This is a genomic window from Vibrio sp. 10N.261.55.C5 (assembly GCF_041470505.1).
Taxonomy (GTDB): Bacteria; Pseudomonadota; Gammaproteobacteria; order Enterobacterales; family Vibrionaceae; genus Vibrio; species Vibrio crassostreae_C.
On sequence record NZ_JBFRMS010000052.1, the window covers coordinates 51,336 to 71,334 of the forward strand.

A 19,999-nucleotide genomic window follows, 5' to 3' on the forward strand; every position below is an offset into this window, starting at 1 on the left:
GCTCTTTCACTTTCGTTATTTTTAAAGAAATGAAATTTAAGGGATATCAATGGCTAATACATTTTCGCTTATCTTAGTGATCGTAACTCTAGTGACCGGCATTGTATGGGCGTTGGAAAAGTTTGTGTGGGCGAAGAAGCGCCAGCAAAAGCTTGCTGACGTTGAAGCACAATCGAATGGCCTAGACGCTGAAACTAGCGCAAAAGTTACGGCTCAACCTTGGTGGGTTGAGAACAGTGTGTCCATTTTCCCGGTAATTGCATTTGTTTTGGTTCTGCGTTCATTTATTTATGAACCGTTTCAAATCCCTTCTGGCTCGATGATGCCAACGCTTTTGGTTGGTGACTTCATCTTGGTAGAGAAGTACGCGTACGGTCTAAAAGACCCAGTATGGCGCACTCAACTGGTAGAAACGGGCAAGCCAGAGCGTGGTGATTCAATCGTATTTAAGTACCCACCTCAGCCTAACATCGACTACATCAAGCGTGTTGTTGGTATGCCAGGTGACACCATTCGCTACAGCAGTCGTAAAGAGATCTGCATTCAGGCGAAGGGTACAAGTAGCTGTGAACCAGTGAAACTAAGTAATGTTGAAGAGAGCCAATTTATTCAAGATGGTGTGCCTCTGATTCAGCTGAACGAACAGCTTGGAGACGTAGAACACCAGATTTTAGTTAACCCATTGCGCCGCGATCGTGTGCAAGCATATCAGCCTCGCAATGGTGTTAACGAATGGGTCGTTCCAGAAGGCCAGTACTTTGTGATGGGTGATAACCGTGACAACAGTGCCGATAGCCGTTACTGGGGCTTTGTCCCTGAAGCAAACCTTGTTGGTAAGGCCGTTGCTATTTGGATCAGCTTCGAATTCGAACGCGGTTCAGACAGTGTACTTCCAACATGGATTCCTACTGGTGTGCGTTTTAATCGCATCGGTGGGATTCATTAATCGATCACATAACACATCGAGAGAGCATGAATTCTCCAATTGATAAACTAGAGAGAAAGATTGGCTATCAGTTTAATGATGCCGATCTTATCCACTTGGCGCTGACTCACCGCAGCGCCGCAGGTAAACATAACGAACGTCTTGAGTTTCTGGGCGATTCAATTTTAAGTTTTGTTATCGCTGATGATCTTTACCACCGTTTTCCTAAGGTAAACGAAGGTGATATGAGCCGCATGCGCGCAACATTAGTACGTGGTCATACATTGGCAGAACTAGGTCGTGAATTCGAACTAGGAGATTACTTAAAATTAGGTCCAGGTGAGTTGAAGAGTGGCGGTTTCCGTCGTGATTCTATTCTAGCGGATGCGGTTGAAGCGGTCATCGGCGCTGTCTATTTAGATAGTGATACCGAGACGGTTCGCGGCATTATTTTAAGCTGGTACCAATCTCGCCTAGATGCTATTCAGCCTGGAGTATCTCAAAAAGATCCGAAAACTCGCCTACAAGAGTTTTTGCAAGGTCGAAGAAATCCTCTACCTGTCTACACAGTGACTAATATTAAAGGTGAAGCACACAACCAAGAGTTTACGGTTGAGTGTGAAGTGGCAGGTGTGGATAAACCTGTTATCGGTAAAGGCACTAGCCGCCGCAAGGCAGAACAAGCGGCTGCTGAAACAGCATTAGAGCAACTAAGCAATGTCTGATAACAACCAAGATTTCGATATCGATGCATTCTTTTCATCTGATAGCAAAAAAACAGGCCTACCGGAAAACCAACACTGTGGCTTCATCGCTATTGTCGGTCGCCCAAATGTAGGTAAGTCGACGCTTCTGAACCATATTCTGGGTCAGAAGATTTCTATTACATCACGTAAACCACAGACGACACGTCACCGTATTATGGGCGTTGAAACTGAGGGTGATTACCAAGCGATCTTTGTTGATACTCCTGGACTTCATATTGAAGAAAAGCGTGCCATCAACCGCTTGATGAACCGTGCGGCGAACAGCTCATTGAGTGATGTAAACCTAGTATTCTTCCTTGTCGATGGTACTCACTGGACTGACGACGATGAGATGGTTCTGAACAAACTGAAGAAGACTGACTTCCCAGTTGTACTTTGCATCAACAAAGTAGATAACGTTCAAGACCGTACTAACGTGATGCAGCACATGATGGAAGTCTCTAAGAAGATGGACTTCATTGATGTAGTGCCAATCTCAGCGAAGCAAGGTAAAAATATTGATGTACTGCGTAAGCACGTACGTGAACATTTACCTAAAGCGACACACCACTTCCCTGAAGAATACGTGACTGATCGCTCGCAACGTTTTATGGCCTCTGAAATTATCCGTGAAAAGCTGATGCGCTTTACGGGTGACGAGCTACCTTACTCGGTAACGGTTGAAATCGAACGTTTCGATTACAACCCAGATAACGATGGCTTCCACATCAATGCACTGATTCTTGTTGAGCGTACAGGCCAGAAGAAAATGGTGATTGGTAAAGCGGGCGAGAAGATCAAAACGATTGGTCGTGAAGCGCGTATCGATATGGAAGAGCTATTCGGCCGTAAGGTTTACCTAGAGACTTGGGTCAAGGTTAAATCTGGCTGGGCTGATGATGAGCGTGCACTTCGCTCGTTAGGCTACATCGACGATCTATAATATATTGAACGTCACTTTCTGAGATTAAGAAAGTTGAACTGAAGATAAATCCAAGAGAGAGTGCGAACTCTCTCTTTTTGTATCTGTAATAAGGGTAAGTGATTGAGCGAAGGGTTACAGCGATGCTTTGTGTTGCACCGTCGACCATACAGTGAGTCGAGCCTGATCTTGGACGTCTTCAGCGAAGAGTTCGGTCGGGTGACGTTGATGTCTAAAGGCGCTCGCAGCAAGCGTTCCAATTTGAAAGGTGCATTACAACCTTTTACGCCGCTATTGCTTAAGTGGTCTGGTAATGGTTCGATGAAAACCTTACGCCAAGCTGAACCCATCAGCTTGGGGCTCCCTCTCGCCGGTATTAATCTGTATTCAGGCATGTACGTGAACGAGCTTATCGGTCGGGTATTGATGGCGGAAGTACCGATGCCTGCACTTTTTCACGACTATCTTCATGCTTTAACAGAGCTGGCGCATAATGATAATCCTGAGCCAGCACTGCGTCGCTTTGAGCTGGCTCTATTATCTGCTATGGGTTACGGCGTCGACTTTTTACACTGCGCGGGCACTGGCGAAGCGATTGATCCGAGCATGACTTATCGCTATCGAGAGCAGAAAGGTTTCATCGCTTCAGTACGTCGAGATAACCTGACTTTTATGGGCGATGAACTTATTGCAATCAGCGAACGTAGGTTTATTACTAAAGAGCAGTTAAAAGCGGCAAAACGCTTTACACGCATAGCCTTAAAGCCGTATCTTGGCGGCAAACCATTAAAAAGTAGAGAGCTATTTATGCCAACAATAGCCCTCTCCAGAGCACGGAGTATTGGAAAATGAGCTCAATCCTTTTAGGCGTTAATATCGACCATATTGCAACACTACGTAATGCACGTGGTACTAAATACCCAGATCCAGTACACGCAGCTGAAATCGCTGAACGTGCTGGTGCAGATGGCATTACTATTCACCTGCGTGAAGACCGTCGTCACATCGTTGATCGCGATGTGCGTATTCTGGCTGAAACACTTCAAACTCGCATGAACTTGGAGATGGCCGTAACGGACGAGATGGTTCAAATTGCACTCGATACTAATCCTGAGTTTGTTTGTCTGGTTCCTGAAAAACGTGAAGAGCTAACCACTGAAGGTGGCTTGGACGTAGTTGGTCAACTAGAGAAGATCAAAGCGGCGACACAAAAACTGTCTGCAGCAGGTATCAAGGTATCTCTGTTTATCGATGCTGACCGTGAGCAAATCGATGCTGCAAAAGCGTGTGGCGCACCGTTCATTGAACTGCACACGGGTCACTATGCTGATGCTAAGACAGAAGAAGATCAACAAGACGAGCTTAAGAAGATCGCAGCAGGCGCAAGCTATGCAGATGACTTAGGTATCACAGTCAATGCGGGTCATGGTCTGACTTACCACAACGTAGCACCGATTGCGGCACTTCCAGAGATCTACGAGCTGAACATCGGTCACTCGATCATGGGACGTGCAGTGTTTGATGGCTTAAACAAAGCCGTTGCAGACATGAAAGCAATCATGGAAACAGCACGTAACAACGCTTAGTTCGGCAAGTCGTCGGCACTAAGCGATGTACAGTTAATCATTAGACAGAAGTTAAGTAGTAGAGGAAACATGGCAGTTGTTGGATTAGGTACAGATATCGCAGAAATCGAACGTGTCGAGAAGGCGCTGTCGCGAAGTGGCGACGCTTTTGCTCAGCGTATTTTGACGGATTCTGAGTTTGAAGTATTCCAACAGTTGAAGCAAAAAGGCCGTTACCTTGCAAAACGTTTTGCTGCTAAAGAAGCTGCATCTAAGGCGTTAGGTACGGGGATTGCGCTGGGTGTTACCTTCCACGACTTTGAGATTTCAAACGATGAGCATGGTAAGCCAGTATTGAGCTTACACAAGAAAGCGCGTGAAATCGCAGAGGCGAATGGCACAACATCGATTCATCTGACTATCTCGGATGAGCGTCACTACGCTGTGGCAACGGTGTTACTCGAATCGTAAACAGATTATCGCGACTTTATATCTAGTGCTCTTGGCTCTAGACAGAAAAAAGCAGAGCTCATGAGCTCTGCTTTTTTATTGGCGGGTAAACCCTCTAAAGAATACTAGTGAGTAACAAGTACCCGCTAGGCCTTCGCCTGTTTCAAGTAGTGAATCGCGGTTGCTTGAACCTTATCTAATTCATCCTGAAGCTCGAAAAGCTCAGGTTCAATGTCTTCAACAGAAGTACCTGAACGCAGCTCTTTCTCTATTGTCGCACATACCGATTTTAGCCTTGGTACGCCGCTGTACGAGCTGCTGCCATGCATCTTGTGAATGATGTGTATCAGCTCTTCAACTGGATAGTCACTGTCTTCTATCGCTTTGTCTGCTGCCTCATACACCTCTGGAATAAAGTCGACGAGCATTTGCAGCATATCGCGTGCGAGGTCTTCTTTATTGGCGGCTTGTTTCATCGCAGCTTGCCAATCAATGATGATGTTTGTGTGCACGCTGGCTTCAGTTTCTGACACCGGACCGTTGTCGACTTCAGCAGAGACCGCTGGGTGGTCTGGATCTATTTTTTCGATGAGCTCAACCTCAGAGGTCGAGCTCCAATGAATCAGAACCTGCTGTAAAACATGCTCTTCAATAGGTTTGGTTAGGTAGTCATCCATGCCCGCTTCAAGCAGTCGATCTCGTTCGCCAATCATTGCATGTGCGGTCACGGCAATTACAGGTGTATTCGCATTGTTCGCCAGTTTTTTGATGTTCTGACAAGCGGTTACACCGTCCATCTGTGGCATTTGAATATCCATGAAGATGATATCAAATGGCGTCTCTGTCGCTTTGTCTATCGCCTGCTGACCACTGGTACAACTGATGACGGTTTCTACACGCTCTTTAAGCAGCGCGGTAATCAACTTAAGGTTGGCTGGGTTGTCGTCTACTGCCATCACAGTAAGCGGTAACTTCTCTTCAGAATGCGTTTCAATCGCTGGTGCAATCAAGGTAGGTGCCTGATTCGATACCAGAGTTTGCAGCAACTTCTTACGAGAAAGAGGCTTGGTGATGCACTGAACATCGACCTCTTTCATTAGTTGCTCACCCAACGCTAGCTCGGTACTTGGTGTACCAATAATCACGTTTTGAGCAATCTTCTTCGCACCGATCGCCCAACCACTCACAGTATCAAATTGATACTCTTGGTTGGCGGCTAGGTTAAGCAGAACGTAGTCATACGAGGTCGTCTCATCTGGCATCACCGAACGATACGTTACCACTAAGCCTTCTTGGGTTAGGATTTGCTGAGTAATCGATGCCGCTTGCATGTTTGGCTCGATAAGCAGCAGTTGTTTGTCTTGCAGACACTGCGTCTCAATCAGCTCTGTCATCGGCAAATCAGTCGTTGATAGTCTCAAGGTGAACCAGAAGGTAGAGCCTTGGTGAAGACGACTGGTTAGGCTGATCTCTCCGCCCATTTGGCTGACCAGTTTTTGGGTGATAACCAGACCTAAGCCTGTACCACCATAGCGACGAGAGATACTTGCATCGGCTTGGCTGAAGGCTTGGAACAGCTGAGCTTGTTGACGCTCCGAGATACCAATACCCGTATCGCGAACCATGAACTGCAGCTCGATGTTGTCTTCGCTTTGTGAACGCAGCTCAACGCTGATATCAATATTGCCGCGCTCGGTAAACTTGATTGAGTTACCCACTAGGTTGGTTAGGATCTGCTGAATACGCAGTGGATCGCCCACCACACCTGGCGGTACTTTAGGGTCGATCTTCAGTGTCAGTTCTAGGCCTTTCTCATGAGCGTTGGTTGCTTGAAGGTTTACTACCTCTTCAAGGCTGGCTTGGAATTCAAATGGGATGTTCTCTAGGGCTAATTTACCGGCTTCAAGTTTCGAGAAGTCCAAGATATCGTTGATGATGCTAAGCAGGTTGTTTGCCGAGCGTTCAATGGTTTGCAGGTAATCGGTTTGACTGTTCGATAGGTGAGTCTTGAGCATTTGACGAGTAAAGCCAATCACACCGTTCAGCGGCGTTCTCAATTCGTGAGACATATTCGCTAAGAACTCAGACTTAACACGAGCCGCTTCTTGAGCGCGTTTCTTCGCGATGTCTAACTCAACGTTTTGAATCTCTAGCTGTTCAAGAGTTTCACGCAAATCTGATGTGGCCTGGTCGATACTGTGCTGCATCTCGACGTGATACTCTGATAGCGATACCGCCATCGCATTGATACCGTTTTTCAGCGAGTCTAGCTCACCATGCATCTTACCTTCGATACGCACATCTAGGTGACCTCGACGAATTCGGTCGACCATGTTTTTCATGTGTGTGATCGGTTGAGTGACATCGTGCATTAAGCGGAACGCAAACACGCCCGATAAACCAAGCCCGAGAATCAACACTAAGAATGCAGAGAACACTTCTTGATATTGCTGCAATCGAAGTGATGAAAGATCTAATTCAATCGCAATGTAGCCGATCGCTTGATTAGCTTGAGACTGACCGTTGGCTGAATTGATGTACTGGCCTTCGGCGATGATAGGTGTCCGCAGAATCAGCGTATTATCGAGAAGGTTCGATGAGCTTAAATGCGGGATCGGTTTATCTTTGGGGTAGGTCAGGCTTTCAAAATCGGGGTGGAAGTTTGAGGTTACAAACAACTCATGACGCTCATCAAACACCGCGATACTGCGCACTAGCTTAGAATTCTTTCGATGCGCATAGCTAATAAGCTGACGAACAGACTCTCGACTTTCGAGCTTCATGCCTGATTCACTCGTAATCGCAAGTGGCTCAATGATGCTAGTACCAGTGTTAACCACTTGACCTTCAAGGTCTTGATAGCGGTTAAATGAGAAAAATGCACTCAATAGCAACCCAATAATCAGGGTTGGAGCTAGAGTTAAGGTAATTACACGGGCTCTTAAGCCATATCTGGTCATGTTCTTTAATTACATCGAGGTCTGGATATGGGAAAATAACGCACACAATGGCGGTTAAGTGAACGGTAAGCTTAATCAAAGCCGTGACGTTCGACAATGATTCCAAGACATAATAGTGAGTCCTGGATACCAATTACTTATTAAAAGATACATTAGGCACAAGCAATGGCACGTTTTTTCCAACCAAAAAAGAAAACTCAACTCGAGACCAAGCATCAATCGGTTTTGGTTGAACGAATGGATCACAATGGCGTTGGCATCGCTTATCAAAAGAATAAACCGGTTTTCATTGATGGCGCATTGCCCGGTGAGCAGGTGGTTATTCAACTTACTGAGAGCAAAAGTAAGTTTTCGCGAGCTAAACTCATCAAGTTATTGAAGCCGAGCGAGCAGCGTTTAAAGCCGTTTTGTAAGCACTTTAATCAGTGTGGTGGCTGTCACCTTCAACACCTAGGTTACTCTTCTCAGGTTGAGCATAAATCGCAATCTCTGACGCACCTGATGAGCCAATACCAAACGGCGAACACTGAAGTTGCACAACCTATTGTCGGTGATGAAACCGGTTATCGACGTCGCGCACGTATCAGCCTATTTGTTGATAAGAAGACACAACAGCTTCAATTCGGTTTCCGTAAGAAGCAGAGTAAGCAGATTGAAAACATCACCGACTGTGCCGTGCTTGATCCTCGCCTTAATGTGTTGCTGCCAAAACTGAAAAATTTACTGAACACTTTCAACAGCCTTACGTCTTTAGGACACGTTGAATTGGTGTTGGGCGATACTGGCCCTGTTATGGTTCTACGTCACCTTAAGCCTTTGGTTGAAAAAGATGAGCAAGCGCTGATTGCGTTAGCAAAAGAAGAAGGCGCTACGCTGTACTCGATGCCTGAAACCGATAAGTTGGCCCGTCTGGTTGGTGATGCGCCTAGCTACAGCGAAACTGGCGTGACGTTACCGTTTGAGCCAAACCACTTTATCCAAGTAAACCAGAAAGTGAATCAGCAGATGGTGGCTCAAGCGATTGAGTGGCTAGAACCTCAAGCGGATGAGCGAGTGCTCGACCTGTTTTGCGGCTTAGGGAATTTCAGTTTGCCTATCGCGCAACAATCGGCGTTTGTGGTTGGCGTAGAAGGCGTTGATGAAATGGTTCAGCAAGCCACATCTAATGCAGCGTTAAACCAGTTAAGCAATACGGAATTTTACCAAGCTAACCTTGAAGAAGACTTATCTTCACAGCCTTGGGCAAAAGAGAAATTCGATAAAATATTGCTTGACCCGGCACGTGCGGGAGCGAGTGGGATCGTTGATCAAATTTCAGCGTTAGGAGCGAAGCGTGTGGTTTATGTTTCGTGTAATCCTGCTACTCTAGCTAGAGATTCAGAGAGCTTAGAAAAGCAAGGCTACCAATTAGCCAAACTTGGTATGTTGGATATGTTCCCACACACTAGCCATTTAGAATCGATGGCTCTCTTTATCAAGGCTTAAAGGCCCGTAAATAAGGCTTAAAAATGAATGACAAAGGCGCAGGGACACCTGCGCTGATATCAATATGGTCGAACTAACTTGGAACCAGTTAGTCATATTGAATTGGGTATAAAACAGAATAACTAGGAAGGCACGATGGTTGCGGTACGAAGCGCACATTTAAACCCAAGCGAACAGTTTGAGCTAGAAAGTTGGATTGCGTCATTGAATCAAGACGCAAAAACCTCGAATAAACTGATTAAAGTTTATCGTCACTGTGAAGAACTTTTAAAAGATCACGAGCAAGCATCGCTCTTGCTTTGGCGTGGCCGTGAGATGATCGAAATCTTGGTCACCTTGTCCATGGACCGTGCCACTTTAATTGCTGCACAACTTTTCCCCGTCGTCTCAAGCGGCGTTTTTGAGCGCGAAGCGTTTGAAGAAAGCTACGGTAAAGAAACCGTAAAGTTGATCGATGGCGTTGAAGAAATGGCGGCCTTAGGCCAGTTAAACGTGACCCTTGAAGGCAGTGCTGCCTCGGGTCAAGTTGATAACGTTCGACGCATGCTACTGGCTATGGTCGATGATTTCCGCTGCGTAGTCATCAAACTCGCTGAACGAATCTGTAACCTTATCGAGGTAAAAAAAGCGCCTGATGCTGTGCGTCGCGCGGCCGCAAAAGAGTGTTCTAACATCTATGCCCCACTGGCAAACCGTTTAGGTATCGGCCAACTTAAGTGGGAAATCGAAGATTACGCATTCCGCTACCAACAACCAGATACCTACAAGCAGATTGCAAAACAGCTGTCTGAGCGTCGTATCGTTCGTGAACAATACATCACAGATTTCGTTGATGATTTAACCGCAGAAATGCAGCGTTCAAACATCAATGCTGAAGTGAGTGGCCGACCAAAACACATCTACAGTATCTGGCGCAAAATGCAGAAGAAAGGCTTAGCCTTCGATGAGCTTTTTGACGTACGAGCAGTACGTATTATCGCTGACCAGCTGCAAGACTGTTACGCCGGCCTTGGGGTGGTACACACTAAATACAAGCACCTCCCGAGCGAATTTGATGATTATGTGGCGAACCCTAAGCCAAATGGTTACCAGTCGATTCATACCGTAGTACTTGGCCCTGAAGGCAAGACCATTGAGATTCAGATCCGTACTAAGCAAATGCACGAAGACTCTGAGCTTGGTGTGGCGGCGCACTGGAAGTACAAAGAAGGAGCTTCAAGCGGCCGTAGTGGCTACGATGAGAAAATCACTTGGTTGCGTAAACTTATCGACTGGCAAGAAGAGATGTCGGACTCTGGCGAGATGCTGGATGAGGTACGTAGCCAAGTCTTCGATGACCGTGTATACGCATTTACTCCACGTGGTGACGTGGTCGACTTACCAATGGGCGCAACCCCGTTGGATTTCGCCTACCACATCCACTCGATGGTCGGACACCGCTGTATCGGTGCCAAAGTAGCGGGGCGTATCGTACCGTTCACTCATAAACTATCGATGGGCGATCAAGTTGAGATCATCACGCAGAAAGAGCCGAACCCATCTCGTGACTGGTTAAATCCAACCACAGGTTTTGTTCATTCTGGTCGAGCTCGAGCGAAAATCAACGCTTGGTTCCGCGCACAAAGCCGTGAGAAAAACCTAGAAGCGGGTCGTGATATCCTGGAAGTTGAGCTAGCGAAAGTAGGCGCAACCCTAAAAGATGCTGATCAATACGCACTAAAACGCTTTAACGTGAATACGCCAGACGAACTCTATGCAGGTATTGGTAGTGGCGACTTGCGTATTAACCAAGTGGTTAATCACATCAATGCGCTAGTGAATAAGCCAACGGCGGAAGAAGAAGACAAGAAAGCGCTAGAGAAACTGCTTGAGTCGGAAAACAAGCCGGCACAACAGAGTCGTCCTAAGAAAGATGCAGTTGTCGTTGAAGGCGTAGATAACCTAATGACGCACCTAGCGCGTTGCTGTCAGCCAATCCCAGGTGATGTGATTAAAGGTTACATCACTCAAGGTCGTGGTATCTCAGTGCACCGCGCTGACTGTGAACAGCTAGGCGAGCTAAGCGTGCATGCGCCAGAACGTATCATTGATACCGTTTGGGGTAATGGCTTTGTCGGTTCATACATCCTAACGCTGCGTGTTGAAGCGCTAGAACGTAATGGCTTGTTGAAAGACATCACCTCACTGTTCTCGAATGAAAAGATCAGCGTGACCACAATGAAGAGCCGCATCGACTACAAGCGTCAGCTATCGGTAATGGATTTCGATTTGGAAGTGACCAATATTGAAATTCTGAGTCGCGTTACCAGCCGAGTAGAACAAATCAAAGATGTTATGTCAGTCAAAAGGTTGGGGTAGGCCAAAATACTATCCACGTCATTCCCTACAGTGAGGGACGAACGTGATAGGGAATCTCGTAAAGCGATTTGAGATCCCCAACTCGCTCATTCTTCGCTCTTGGAGATGACGAAAAATAGAAAGGTGAGTGGTTTTGGCTGCTCACCTTTTTTAGTTTTAAGAAAAGAATTAGATTAAAACAATCAAACAGAATAATAGGAAAGCACCATGAGCCACCCGATTGAACAACTAGAACAAATTATGACTAAGCTGCGCGATCCAGAAGGTGGCTGTCCTTGGGATTTAAAACAAAATTTTGAAACAATTGTCCCGCATACTATCGAAGAGACGTACGAAGTGGTGGATGCGATTCACAACAAAGATTGGCCGAACCTACAAGAAGAGTTGGGTGACTTGTTGTTTCAGGTGATCTTCTATAGCCAGTTAGCGAAAGAACAGGGGTTGTTTGAGTTCTCTGATGTGGTTGATGGCATTAACGAAAAGCTAACACGCCGCCATCCGCATGTGTTTTCTGATACCGAGTTTGCGAGCGATGAAGAAATTAATGCCAACTGGGAAGCTGAAAAAGCCAAAGAAAAAGCTCAGGCAGGCAAAACTCAAGAAAGTATTCTAGACTCAATACCAAACTCTCTACCTGCGCTTTCACGTGCTACAAAGATTCAAAAACAGGTAGCGAAATATGGCTTTGATTGGGACTCTATTGGCCCAGTGGCTAATAAGGTTTTAGAGGAAGTCGATGAGGTGCTGGAAGAGGCACTTCAAGTGACGCCAAATGAAGATTTGGTTGAAGAAGAGTTGGGAGACTTGCTGTTTGCGACGGTCAATTTGGTACGACATTTAGGTAAAAACCCAGAATCGGCACTCAATAAAGCCAATCTCAAGTTTTCGCGTCGCTTTAAAGGGGTGGAACAAAAAGTTCGTCAGCAAGATAAAAATTTGACTGACTTTTCACTACAACAGCTTGATTCCATGTGGGATGAAGTCAAAGTGGCGGAGAAAAGATAACCAAAGCTTTTATCATGAATTGATTTGAAGCAAAAAATAAAAAATAGCAGTGTGATAGATTTCACGTTGTGGCGATAAGGGGCTTCTGGTATATTTTCATCCCGTCCAGAAGTAGTCCATTTCCCTCATTCAACCAATTTCAGGTTAAACATGACGACAAATTACATTTTTGTTACTGGCGGGGTTGTATCCTCTCTAGGTAAAGGTATTGCTGCAGCATCTCTTGCAGCTATTTTAGAAGCTCGTGGTCTTAAAGTGACCATGATGAAGCTTGACCCTTACATCAACGTTGATCCAGGCACTATGAGCCCGACTCAGCACGGTGAAGTGTTCGTTACGGAAGATGGCGCTGAAACAGACCTTGACCTTGGTCACTATGAGCGATTCATTCGCACCAAGATGACTAAGCGTAACAACTTCACTGCAGGTCGTGTTTACTCAGACGTACTAGCAAAAGAGCGTCGCGGTGATTACCTAGGTGCAACAATTCAGGTTATCCCACACATCACTAACTCTATCAAAGAGCGTGTTATTTCTGGCGCAGCTGGCCACGATATCGCGATCGTTGAAGTTGGTGGTACGGTTGGTGATATCGAATCTCTACCATTCATGGAAGCGATTCGTCAGCTAGCAGTAGAACTAGGCCGTGAACGCGCAATGTTCATGCACCTTACTCTAGTGCCATACCTAGCAGCTGCGGGCGAAGTGAAAACTAAGCCAACGCAACACTCTGTAAAAGAGCTACTGTCTATTGGTATTCAGCCAGACATCCTAGTTTGTCGTTCAGACCGCAACATTCCTTCGAACGAGCGTAAGAAAATTGCTCTGTTCTGTAATGTGCAAGAAAATGCAGTTATTTCTATGCGCGATGTTGACTCTATCTACAAGATCCCTCAGCTTATTAAAGCTCAAGGTACTGATGAACTTGTATGTAAGCGTTTCGGCATCACAGCTCCAGAAGCAGACCTGTCTGAATGGGAACAAGTAATTTACGAAGAAGCTAACCCAACGGGTGAAGTGACGATTGGTATGGTTGGTAAGTACATTGAACTACCAGACGCATACAAATCAGTAAATGAAGCGCTAAAACACGCGGGCTTGAAAAATCGCCTAAGCGTTAATATTAAATACGTAGATTCACAAGACGTTGAGTCTCGTGGCGTAGAAGTTTTAGAAGGCCTAGATGCAATCCTAGTTCCTGGTGGCTTTGGTGACCGTGGTGTTGAAGGTAAGATTCTTGCTGCTCAATACGCTCGTGAAAACAAAGTACCGTACTTAGGTATCTGTCTAGGTATGCAAGTAGCACTTATCGAGTACGCTCGTAACGTTGCGAAAATGGAAGGGGCACACTCTTCTGAATTCTGTACTGAAACTAAGTACCCAGTTGTTGGTCTTATCACTGAGTGGACTGATGGCGAAGGTAAAGTTGAAGAGCGTACAGAAACATCTGACCTTGGCGGCACAATGCGTCTTGGTTCACAGCTTTGTCACCTAGCGAAAGGGACGAAAGCTTACGAATTATACGGTAGCGCGACGATCCATGAACGTCACCGTCACCGTTACGAAGTGAACAACAATCTTCGTCCACAAATCGAAAAAGCGGGCCTAAAAGTATCGGGTCTATCTGCGGACAAGAAACTGGTTGAAGTTATTGAGAACCCGAACCACCCATGGTTCGTTGCTGCTCAATTCCACCCAGAGTTCACTTCAACACCTCGCGATGGTCACCCATTGTTTGCAGGTTTCGTTAAAGCGGCTGGTGAGTTCCAGCGCGGCGAGTTAGAGAAGTAAAAAGGAATACAGGTAGCTGCGTAAGTTGTGCTGCTACCTTTAAATTTGACATTTATATATTCAACGAGAAGGAAACATTCAATGTCTAAGATCGTTAAAGTTCTAGGTCGTGAAATCATCGATTCACGTGGTAACCCAACTGTAGAAGCTGAAGTACACCTAGAAGGCGGTTTCGTAGGTATGGCTGCTGCTCCATCTGGCGCATCTACTGGTTCTCGCGAAGCTCTTGAGCTACGTGACGGCGACAAATCACGTTTCCTAGGTAAAGGTGTTCTTAAAGCTATTGAAGCTGTAAACGGCCCAATCGCTGAAGCTCTAGTTGGTACTGACGCTAAAGCACAAGCTGACGTTGACCAAATCATGCTTGACCTAGACGGTACTGATAACAAGTCTAAGTTCGGCGCGAACGCTATCCTAGCTGTATCTCTAGCTAACGCAAAAGCTGCTGCTGCTGCGAAAGGCATGCCTCTATACGAGCACATCGCTGAGCTAAACGGTACTGCTGGTCAGTTCTCTATGCCTCTACCAATGATGAACATCATCAACGGTGGTGAGCACGCAGATAACAACGTTGACATCCAAGAGTTCATGATCCAACCAGTTGGCGCTAAAACTCTTAAAGAAGGTCTACGTATCGGCGCTGAAGTATTCCACAACCTAGCTAAAGTTCTTAAGTCTAAAGGCTACAGCACTGCAGTTGGTGATGAAGGTGGTTTCGCTCCTAACCTTAAGTCTAACGCTGAAGCTCTAGAAGTTATCGCAGAAGCTGTTGCAGCTGCTGGTTACGAACTAGGTAAAGACGTTACTCTTGCTATGGACTGTGCAGCATCTGAGTTCTTCGACAAAGAAGCTGGTATCTACAACATGAAGGGCGAAGGTAAAACTTTCACTTCTGAAGAGTTCAACCACTACCTAGCTGAGCTAGCGAACAACTTCCCAATCGTTTCTATTGAAGACGGTCTTGACGAGTCAGATTGGGATGGCTTCAAGCACCAAACTGAACTTCTAGGCAACAAACTTCAAATCGTTGGTGACGATCTGTTCGTTACAAACACTAAGATTCTTGCTGAAGGTATCGAGAAAGGCGTAGCTAACTCTATCCTTATCAAGTTCAACCAAATCGGTTCTCTAACAGAGACTCTAGCTGCTATCAAGATGGCTAAAGACGCTGGCTACACTGCAGTAATCTCTCACCGTTCTGGCGAAACTGAAGATGCAACTATCGCTGATCTAGCGGTAGGTACAGCTGCAGGTCAAATCAAAACTGGTTCTATGAGCCGTTCTGACCGTGTTGCTAAGTACAACCAACTTATCCGTATCGAAGAAGCTCTAGGTTCTAAAGCTCCTTACAACGGTCTTAAAGAAGTTAAAGGTCAATAATTCGTCCTATTTGGCACTGTAGCTGCGTTAACTGCAGAAGATTCACTAAGTCACATAGGAAACTATGCTCCATAGCTGAATCTTCTTTGTTGCCTTGCTACAGCACCAACTAGTTAGAATTATGCACTAATACTTTTGAATGCCTCGCTTATGCGGGGCATTTTTTTGTCTGTAGAAAACTGAATGAAAGAAGCTCTAGGCTCTAAAGCTCCTCCTTGTCACATATAAAGTTCGTCATTCCCTAGACTGACGAAGGAAGGAGTAGGGAATCTCATTGTTTTCCTGACAATGACTCCCCGACTTATTGATTCCCTGACACCACATATCTCGCACCAATAAGCTCATTATGGTATATATGTGCCTTATTCTAGTTCCTTCTTTTTCAACCGGCGAAAGGTGTTATGCGAATTTTTGCTTTAGTACTGCTCATAGTGTTTGGCTGGCTACAACACACACTGTGGCTCGGTAAAAATGGTATCTCTGATTACTACGGTGTGAACAACGAAATCCAAGTTCAACAGCAAGTAAATGAAAAGCTGCATATTCGAAATGCAGAAATGTTTGCTGAAATTGACGATCTACGCCAAGGCTTAGACGCGATAGAAGAACGCGCACGTCATGAACTTGGAATGGTCAAAGAAGGTGAAACGTTTTATCGCATCATTGGTGAGGGATCCCATTAATGTCGACTCAACTTCAAAGCGTGATTGCCGTTGTACCTGCGGCGGGCGTCGGTAGCCGAATGAAGGCAGACCGCCCTAAGCAATATCTCAAGATTCACGACAAAACAATTTTAGAGCACACCATTGAGAAATTACTGTCTCACCCACAAGTCGCTCAAATTGTCGTTGCGATCAGCGATGATGACCCATACTACCCTGATCTAGCACTCAACCTGAACCCGCAAGTGATCAGAGTGTCAGGCGGAAGCGAGCGAGCGGACTCTGTACTCTCTGCGCTAAACTATATCGCTGAGCAGCAGCTTAGTGATTGGGTAATGGTTCACGATGCGGCAAGGCCGTGTGTTCAACTAAGTGATATCGACAAGCTAATTTCCGGCGCGATGAGCCATGATGTGGGCGCTATTTTAGCGGCTCCAGTTCGTGACACGATGAAGCGCGGTGCCCAAGGGCAGATCGAGCATACCGTTGAGCGTGCCGATTTATGGCATGCACTTACGCCGCAAATGTTCAGAGCAAAGCCTCTGTGGAAGGCATTAAGTGAGGCGTTGCAACAAGGCGCTTCAATTACTGATGAAGCCTCAGCCTTTGAATGGAAAGGTTTATCGCCCGCTTTAGTGGCAGGGCGTTCAGATAATTTTAAGATTACTCAGCCTGAAGATTTAGCGCTTGCTGAGTTCTATTTAAGTCAGAATAAGGAATAATGATGATTCGTATTGGCCATGGCTTTGATGTACATAAGTTTGGTGGTGAAGGCCCGGTAATTATTGGTGGTGTAAGCATCCCTTACGAGCAAGGTCTTATTGCACACTCAGACGGTGATGTTGCCCTTCATGCGTTGTGTGACGCTCTATTGGGTGCGATTGCTGCGGGTGATATTGGTCGTCATTTCCCTGATACCGATGACGAATGGAAAGGTGCGGATAGCCGTGAGCTACTGAAAGATGTTTACCGTCGAGTAAAAGAACAAGGTTACGTGATTGGTAATGCCGATATTACTATCATGGCGCAAGCTCCAAAGATGGCGCCTCATATAGACTCTATGTGCCAAGCTATTGCTCAAGACCTAGAAACCAGCATTAGCAATGTGAATGTAAAAGCGACGACCACTGAGCGTTTAGGTTTTACAGGTCGCAAAGAGGGCATCGCATGTGAAGCGGTGGTCCTAATTACTAAAAGTGCGTAAGCACCAACACGAAAAGAACAGCATGTCAGATATTTTATCTTCATTGGCTTATCTAAACGGTAAACCAACTGCGAAAGCAAAACTAAAAGCAAAAGCCGAACACTTTGTCGTTAATGAAGACTTGGGTTTTGAGTTTGCTGGTGAAGGCGAGCACCTAATGGTTCGTATTCGTAAAACTGGTGAAAACACGAGCTTCGTAGCAAACGAGCTGGCTAAAGCTTGCGGTGTTAAGTCGAAAGACGTGAGCTGGGCGGGTTTGAAAGACCGCCACGCTGTGACAGAGCAGTGGTTGAGCGTTCACCTACCGAAAGGTGAGCCTGACTTTTCAGGGTTCTTAGCACAATACCCAAGCATTGAAATCTTAGCGACAGCGCGACACAACAAAAAGTTACGTCCAGGCGATTTAGTTGGCAACCAATTTGAGTTGACCTTGTCTGAAGTAACGGATTGCGATGATGTGGTCAAGCGTTTGGAAAAAGTCGCTCAAGTGGGCGTGCCAAACTACTTTGGTGCTCAGCGTTTTGGCAATGAAGGTAACAACCTATCTGAAGCTCGTCGTTGGGGCCGCGATAACGTTCGTACTCGTAACCAGAATAAGCGCAGCTTGTACCTTTCTGCTGCTCGTTCGTGGATTTACAACCTGATCCTTTCAGACCGTATTGAGCAAGATGCGTTTGCATCAGCATTGGTTGGCGATATCGTGGTGAAAGACGGTGCTCAACTGGCAGTAACAGCAGACAACATTGAAGCTGTAAACCAAGACATTGCGAACGGTTCTGCTTTGATAACTGTTGCTTTGGCTGGCGATAATGCCTTACCAACGATTGATGACTCTCAAGCTCTAGAACAGAAACACCTTGATGCTGAACCGGATCTAATGGCTCTGATTCGTGGTAACCGTATGCGTCATGATCGCCGTGAAGCGTCACTGAAACCAACAGACTTAACTTGGGAAGTGAACGAAGATAATGTCACGCTTAAGTTCTCTCTTGATGCGGGTTGTTTCGCAACAGCGATCGTTCGCGAATTGGTTGAAGAAGTACACGTAGAGAGAACCTACGAGCAATAACGATTCTGCTTGGAGCTGAGTCACTTGATATTGGAATTTAAGTGACTTGGCTTAGCATGGGAACAAAAGAAAGGATACAAGATGAAGATTTTACTCAGCAATGATGATGGTGTGCACGCTCAAGGTATTCATGAGCTGGCAAATGAGCTACGTGATCTTGCTGACGTTATCATTGTTGCCCCTGACCGTAATCGCTCGGGTGCGTCAAATTCATTAACTTTAGAACAGCCTCTGCGTGTTCAAGAGATTACTGAAAATACCTATTCGGTACAAGGAACACCGACCGACTGTGTGCATTTTGCGTTAAACGAACTGCTAAAGAATGACATGCCTGATCTGGTATTAACGGGCATTAATCACGGTGCTAACCTGGGTGATGACGTGCTTTATTCCGGCACGGTGGCTGCAGCAATGGAAGGGCATTTTCTAGGCGTTCAATCGGTAGCGTTTTCTCTGGTGGGAAAAAAACATTTTAAGACAGCGGCAGCGATTGCTCGTCGTATTGTCGAACAACATTTAGCAAACCCAATCCCGACCAACCGCTTGTTGAACGTAAACGTTCCTGATTTAGCCTTAGAACAATTGTCTGGTACTCAGGTGACGCGCTTAGGTGCTCGTCATCACGCTGAAGATATGATCAAGCAAAAAGACCCGCGTGGTCACGATATCTATTGGCTTGGCCCTCCGGGTAAAGAGCAAGATGCCGGTGAAGGTACCGATTTTTACGCAATCGAACATGGCTTTGTATCGGTAACACCGTTACAAGTTGATCTGACGGCGCACGAGTCGTTAGGTGCGATGACAACATGGTTAGGGGAGAAGTAAGTGAGCAATCCACAAGCCGAGCGCTTAGTTACTTTTCTGATTGAAAATGGTATCCGAGACCAAAAGGTTCTTGATGCGATTTACCAACTGCCGAGAGAGAGCTTTTTATCACAGGCGATGTACCATCAAGCTTATGATAATAATGCGCTGCCGATCGGACAGGGGCAAACCATCTCGCAACCATATATTGTTGCTAAAATGACAGAGTTACTTGAGTTACAACAAGATAGCCGCGTTTTGGAGATTGGAACGGGTTCTGGTTACCAAACCGCAGTATTGGCTCAGCTTGTTGATCATGTCTATTCGGTTGAAAGAATAAAGTCGCTACAATGGGATGCTAAGCGTAGGTTGAAGCAACTCGATTTCTACAATATTTCAACTAAGCATGGTGATGGTTGGCAAGGGTGGTCTTCAAAGGCGCCTTTTGATGCGATTATTGTTACCGCTGCTGCAGAGTCGATTCCTCAAGCGCTTCTGCAACAGCTGAAAGATGGTGGTCGTTTACTGATTCCTGTTGGGGATGATGAACAACAACTGTTGAAGATCGTTCGTCACGGCGATGAATTTTTGTCGAGTGTTATCGAAATGGTGAGATTTGTACCTCTTGTTCCCGGTGAACTAGCTTAATAACAAGACTAATGGTGTAGGTGGG

The 19,999-nt window shown here is 45.9% G+C and carries 18 protein-coding genes; 17 read left to right on the plus strand and 1 reads right to left on the minus strand.

Features of this window, described 5'->3' with window-relative positions:
* Positions 1–49: 49 nt before the first annotated feature.
* From lepB to acpS, 6 genes are all read left to right on the plus strand, one after another.
* A complete protein-coding gene (lepB, locus tag AB4263_RS19120; RefSeq protein WP_017068697.1) occupies positions 50–946 on the plus strand; it encodes a signal peptidase I in 897 nt (298 codons plus the stop codon).
* Between the two features lie 26 nt (positions 947–972).
* A complete protein-coding gene (gene rnc / locus AB4263_RS19125; protein ID WP_017066012.1) occupies positions 973–1,650 on the plus strand; it encodes a ribonuclease III in 678 nt (225 codons plus the stop codon).
* The gene (era, locus tag AB4263_RS19130) at positions 1,643–2,614 is read left to right on the plus strand and encodes a GTPase Era (protein WP_017059042.1); all 972 of its coding nucleotides are present in this window, start codon (positions 1,643–1,645) and stop codon (positions 2,612–2,614) included. Before rnc ends, era begins: the two co-directional genes overlap by 8 nt.
* Before the next feature lie 102 nt (positions 2,615–2,716).
* Positions 2,717–3,445, plus strand: coding sequence for a DNA repair protein RecO (gene recO, locus AB4263_RS19135; protein ID WP_019826299.1), 729 nt, complete (start codon positions 2,717–2,719; stop codon positions 3,443–3,445).
* Positions 3,442–4,179 (plus strand): pyridoxine 5'-phosphate synthase, encoded by a 738-nt coding sequence (pdxJ, locus tag AB4263_RS19140; RefSeq protein ID WP_017059040.1) that lies wholly within the window; start codon positions 3,442–3,444, stop codon positions 4,177–4,179. Before recO ends, pdxJ begins: the two co-directional genes overlap by 4 nt.
* 69 nt (positions 4,180–4,248) lie before the next feature.
* The gene (gene acpS / locus AB4263_RS19145) at positions 4,249–4,629 is read left to right on the plus strand and encodes a holo-ACP synthase (protein ID WP_017059039.1); all 381 of its coding nucleotides are present in this window, start codon (positions 4,249–4,251) and stop codon (positions 4,627–4,629) included.
* A 125-nt stretch (positions 4,630–4,754) separates the two neighbouring features.
* Here the strand turns inward: acpS and barA are convergent, their stop codons facing one another.
* Positions 4,755–7,568 carry a two-component sensor histidine kinase BarA gene (gene barA, locus AB4263_RS19150; protein WP_372098712.1) on the minus strand — a complete coding sequence of 938 codons (2,814 nt, stop codon included), beginning with the start codon at positions 7,566–7,568 and terminating at the stop codon, positions 4,755–4,757.
* A 165-nt stretch (positions 7,569–7,733) separates the two neighbouring features.
* Here barA and rlmD point away from each other — a divergent pair, with 165 nt between their 5' ends.
* The 11 genes from rlmD to AB4263_RS19205 all read left to right on the plus strand — a co-directional run bounded on the left by rlmD (position 7,734) and on the right by AB4263_RS19205 (position 19,974).
* Positions 7,734–9,053: a 23S rRNA (uracil(1939)-C(5))-methyltransferase RlmD gene (gene rlmD, locus AB4263_RS19155; protein ID WP_372098713.1), complete on the plus strand. Its 1,320-nt coding sequence runs from the start codon at positions 7,734–7,736 to the stop codon at positions 9,051–9,053.
* A gap of 135 nt (positions 9,054–9,188) precedes the next feature.
* Entirely contained in the window at positions 9,189–11,411 is a 2,223-nt protein-coding gene (gene relA / locus AB4263_RS19160) for a GTP diphosphokinase (protein ID WP_017059036.1), read from the plus strand.
* A 207-nt stretch (positions 11,412–11,618) separates the two neighbouring features.
* Positions 11,619–12,416, plus strand: a complete 798-nt coding sequence (gene mazG / locus AB4263_RS19165) for a nucleoside triphosphate pyrophosphohydrolase (RefSeq protein ID WP_137001308.1) — start codon at positions 11,619–11,621, stop codon at positions 12,414–12,416.
* A gap of 150 nt (positions 12,417–12,566) precedes the next feature.
* Positions 12,567–14,207, plus strand: coding sequence for a CTP synthase (locus AB4263_RS19170; protein ID WP_017063214.1), 1,641 nt, complete (start codon positions 12,567–12,569; stop codon positions 14,205–14,207).
* An 81-nt stretch (positions 14,208–14,288) separates the two neighbouring features.
* Entirely contained in the window at positions 14,289–15,587 is a 1,299-nt protein-coding gene (eno, locus tag AB4263_RS19175; protein WP_017063215.1) for a phosphopyruvate hydratase, read from the plus strand.
* 401 nt (positions 15,588–15,988) lie between these two features.
* A complete protein-coding gene (ftsB, locus tag AB4263_RS19180; protein ID WP_017068691.1) occupies positions 15,989–16,270 on the plus strand; it encodes a cell division protein FtsB in 282 nt (93 codons plus the stop codon).
* Positions 16,270–16,971, plus strand: coding sequence for a 2-C-methyl-D-erythritol 4-phosphate cytidylyltransferase (gene ispD, locus AB4263_RS19185; RefSeq protein ID WP_017059032.1), 702 nt, complete (start codon positions 16,270–16,272; stop codon positions 16,969–16,971). The genes ftsB and ispD overlap by 1 nt, the downstream gene beginning before the upstream one ends.
* A gap of 2 nt (positions 16,972–16,973) precedes the next feature.
* Complete coding sequence (gene ispF / locus AB4263_RS19190) at positions 16,974–17,453, plus strand: 2-C-methyl-D-erythritol 2,4-cyclodiphosphate synthase (protein ID WP_004739053.1); 480 nt, start codon at positions 16,974–16,976, stop codon at positions 17,451–17,453.
* A 22-nt stretch (positions 17,454–17,475) separates the two neighbouring features.
* Positions 17,476–18,522: a tRNA pseudouridine(13) synthase TruD gene (gene truD / locus AB4263_RS19195; protein WP_372098714.1), complete on the plus strand. Its 1,047-nt coding sequence runs from the start codon at positions 17,476–17,478 to the stop codon at positions 18,520–18,522.
* Between the two features lie 81 nt (positions 18,523–18,603).
* On the plus strand, positions 18,604–19,347 hold the full coding sequence (surE, locus tag AB4263_RS19200) for a 5'/3'-nucleotidase SurE (RefSeq protein ID WP_372098715.1): 744 nt from the start codon (positions 18,604–18,606) through the stop codon (positions 19,345–19,347).
* Positions 19,348–19,974: a protein-L-isoaspartate(D-aspartate) O-methyltransferase gene (locus AB4263_RS19205; protein WP_017633213.1), complete on the plus strand. Its 627-nt coding sequence runs from the start codon at positions 19,348–19,350 to the stop codon at positions 19,972–19,974.
* Positions 19,975–19,999: the final 25 nt, after the last annotated feature.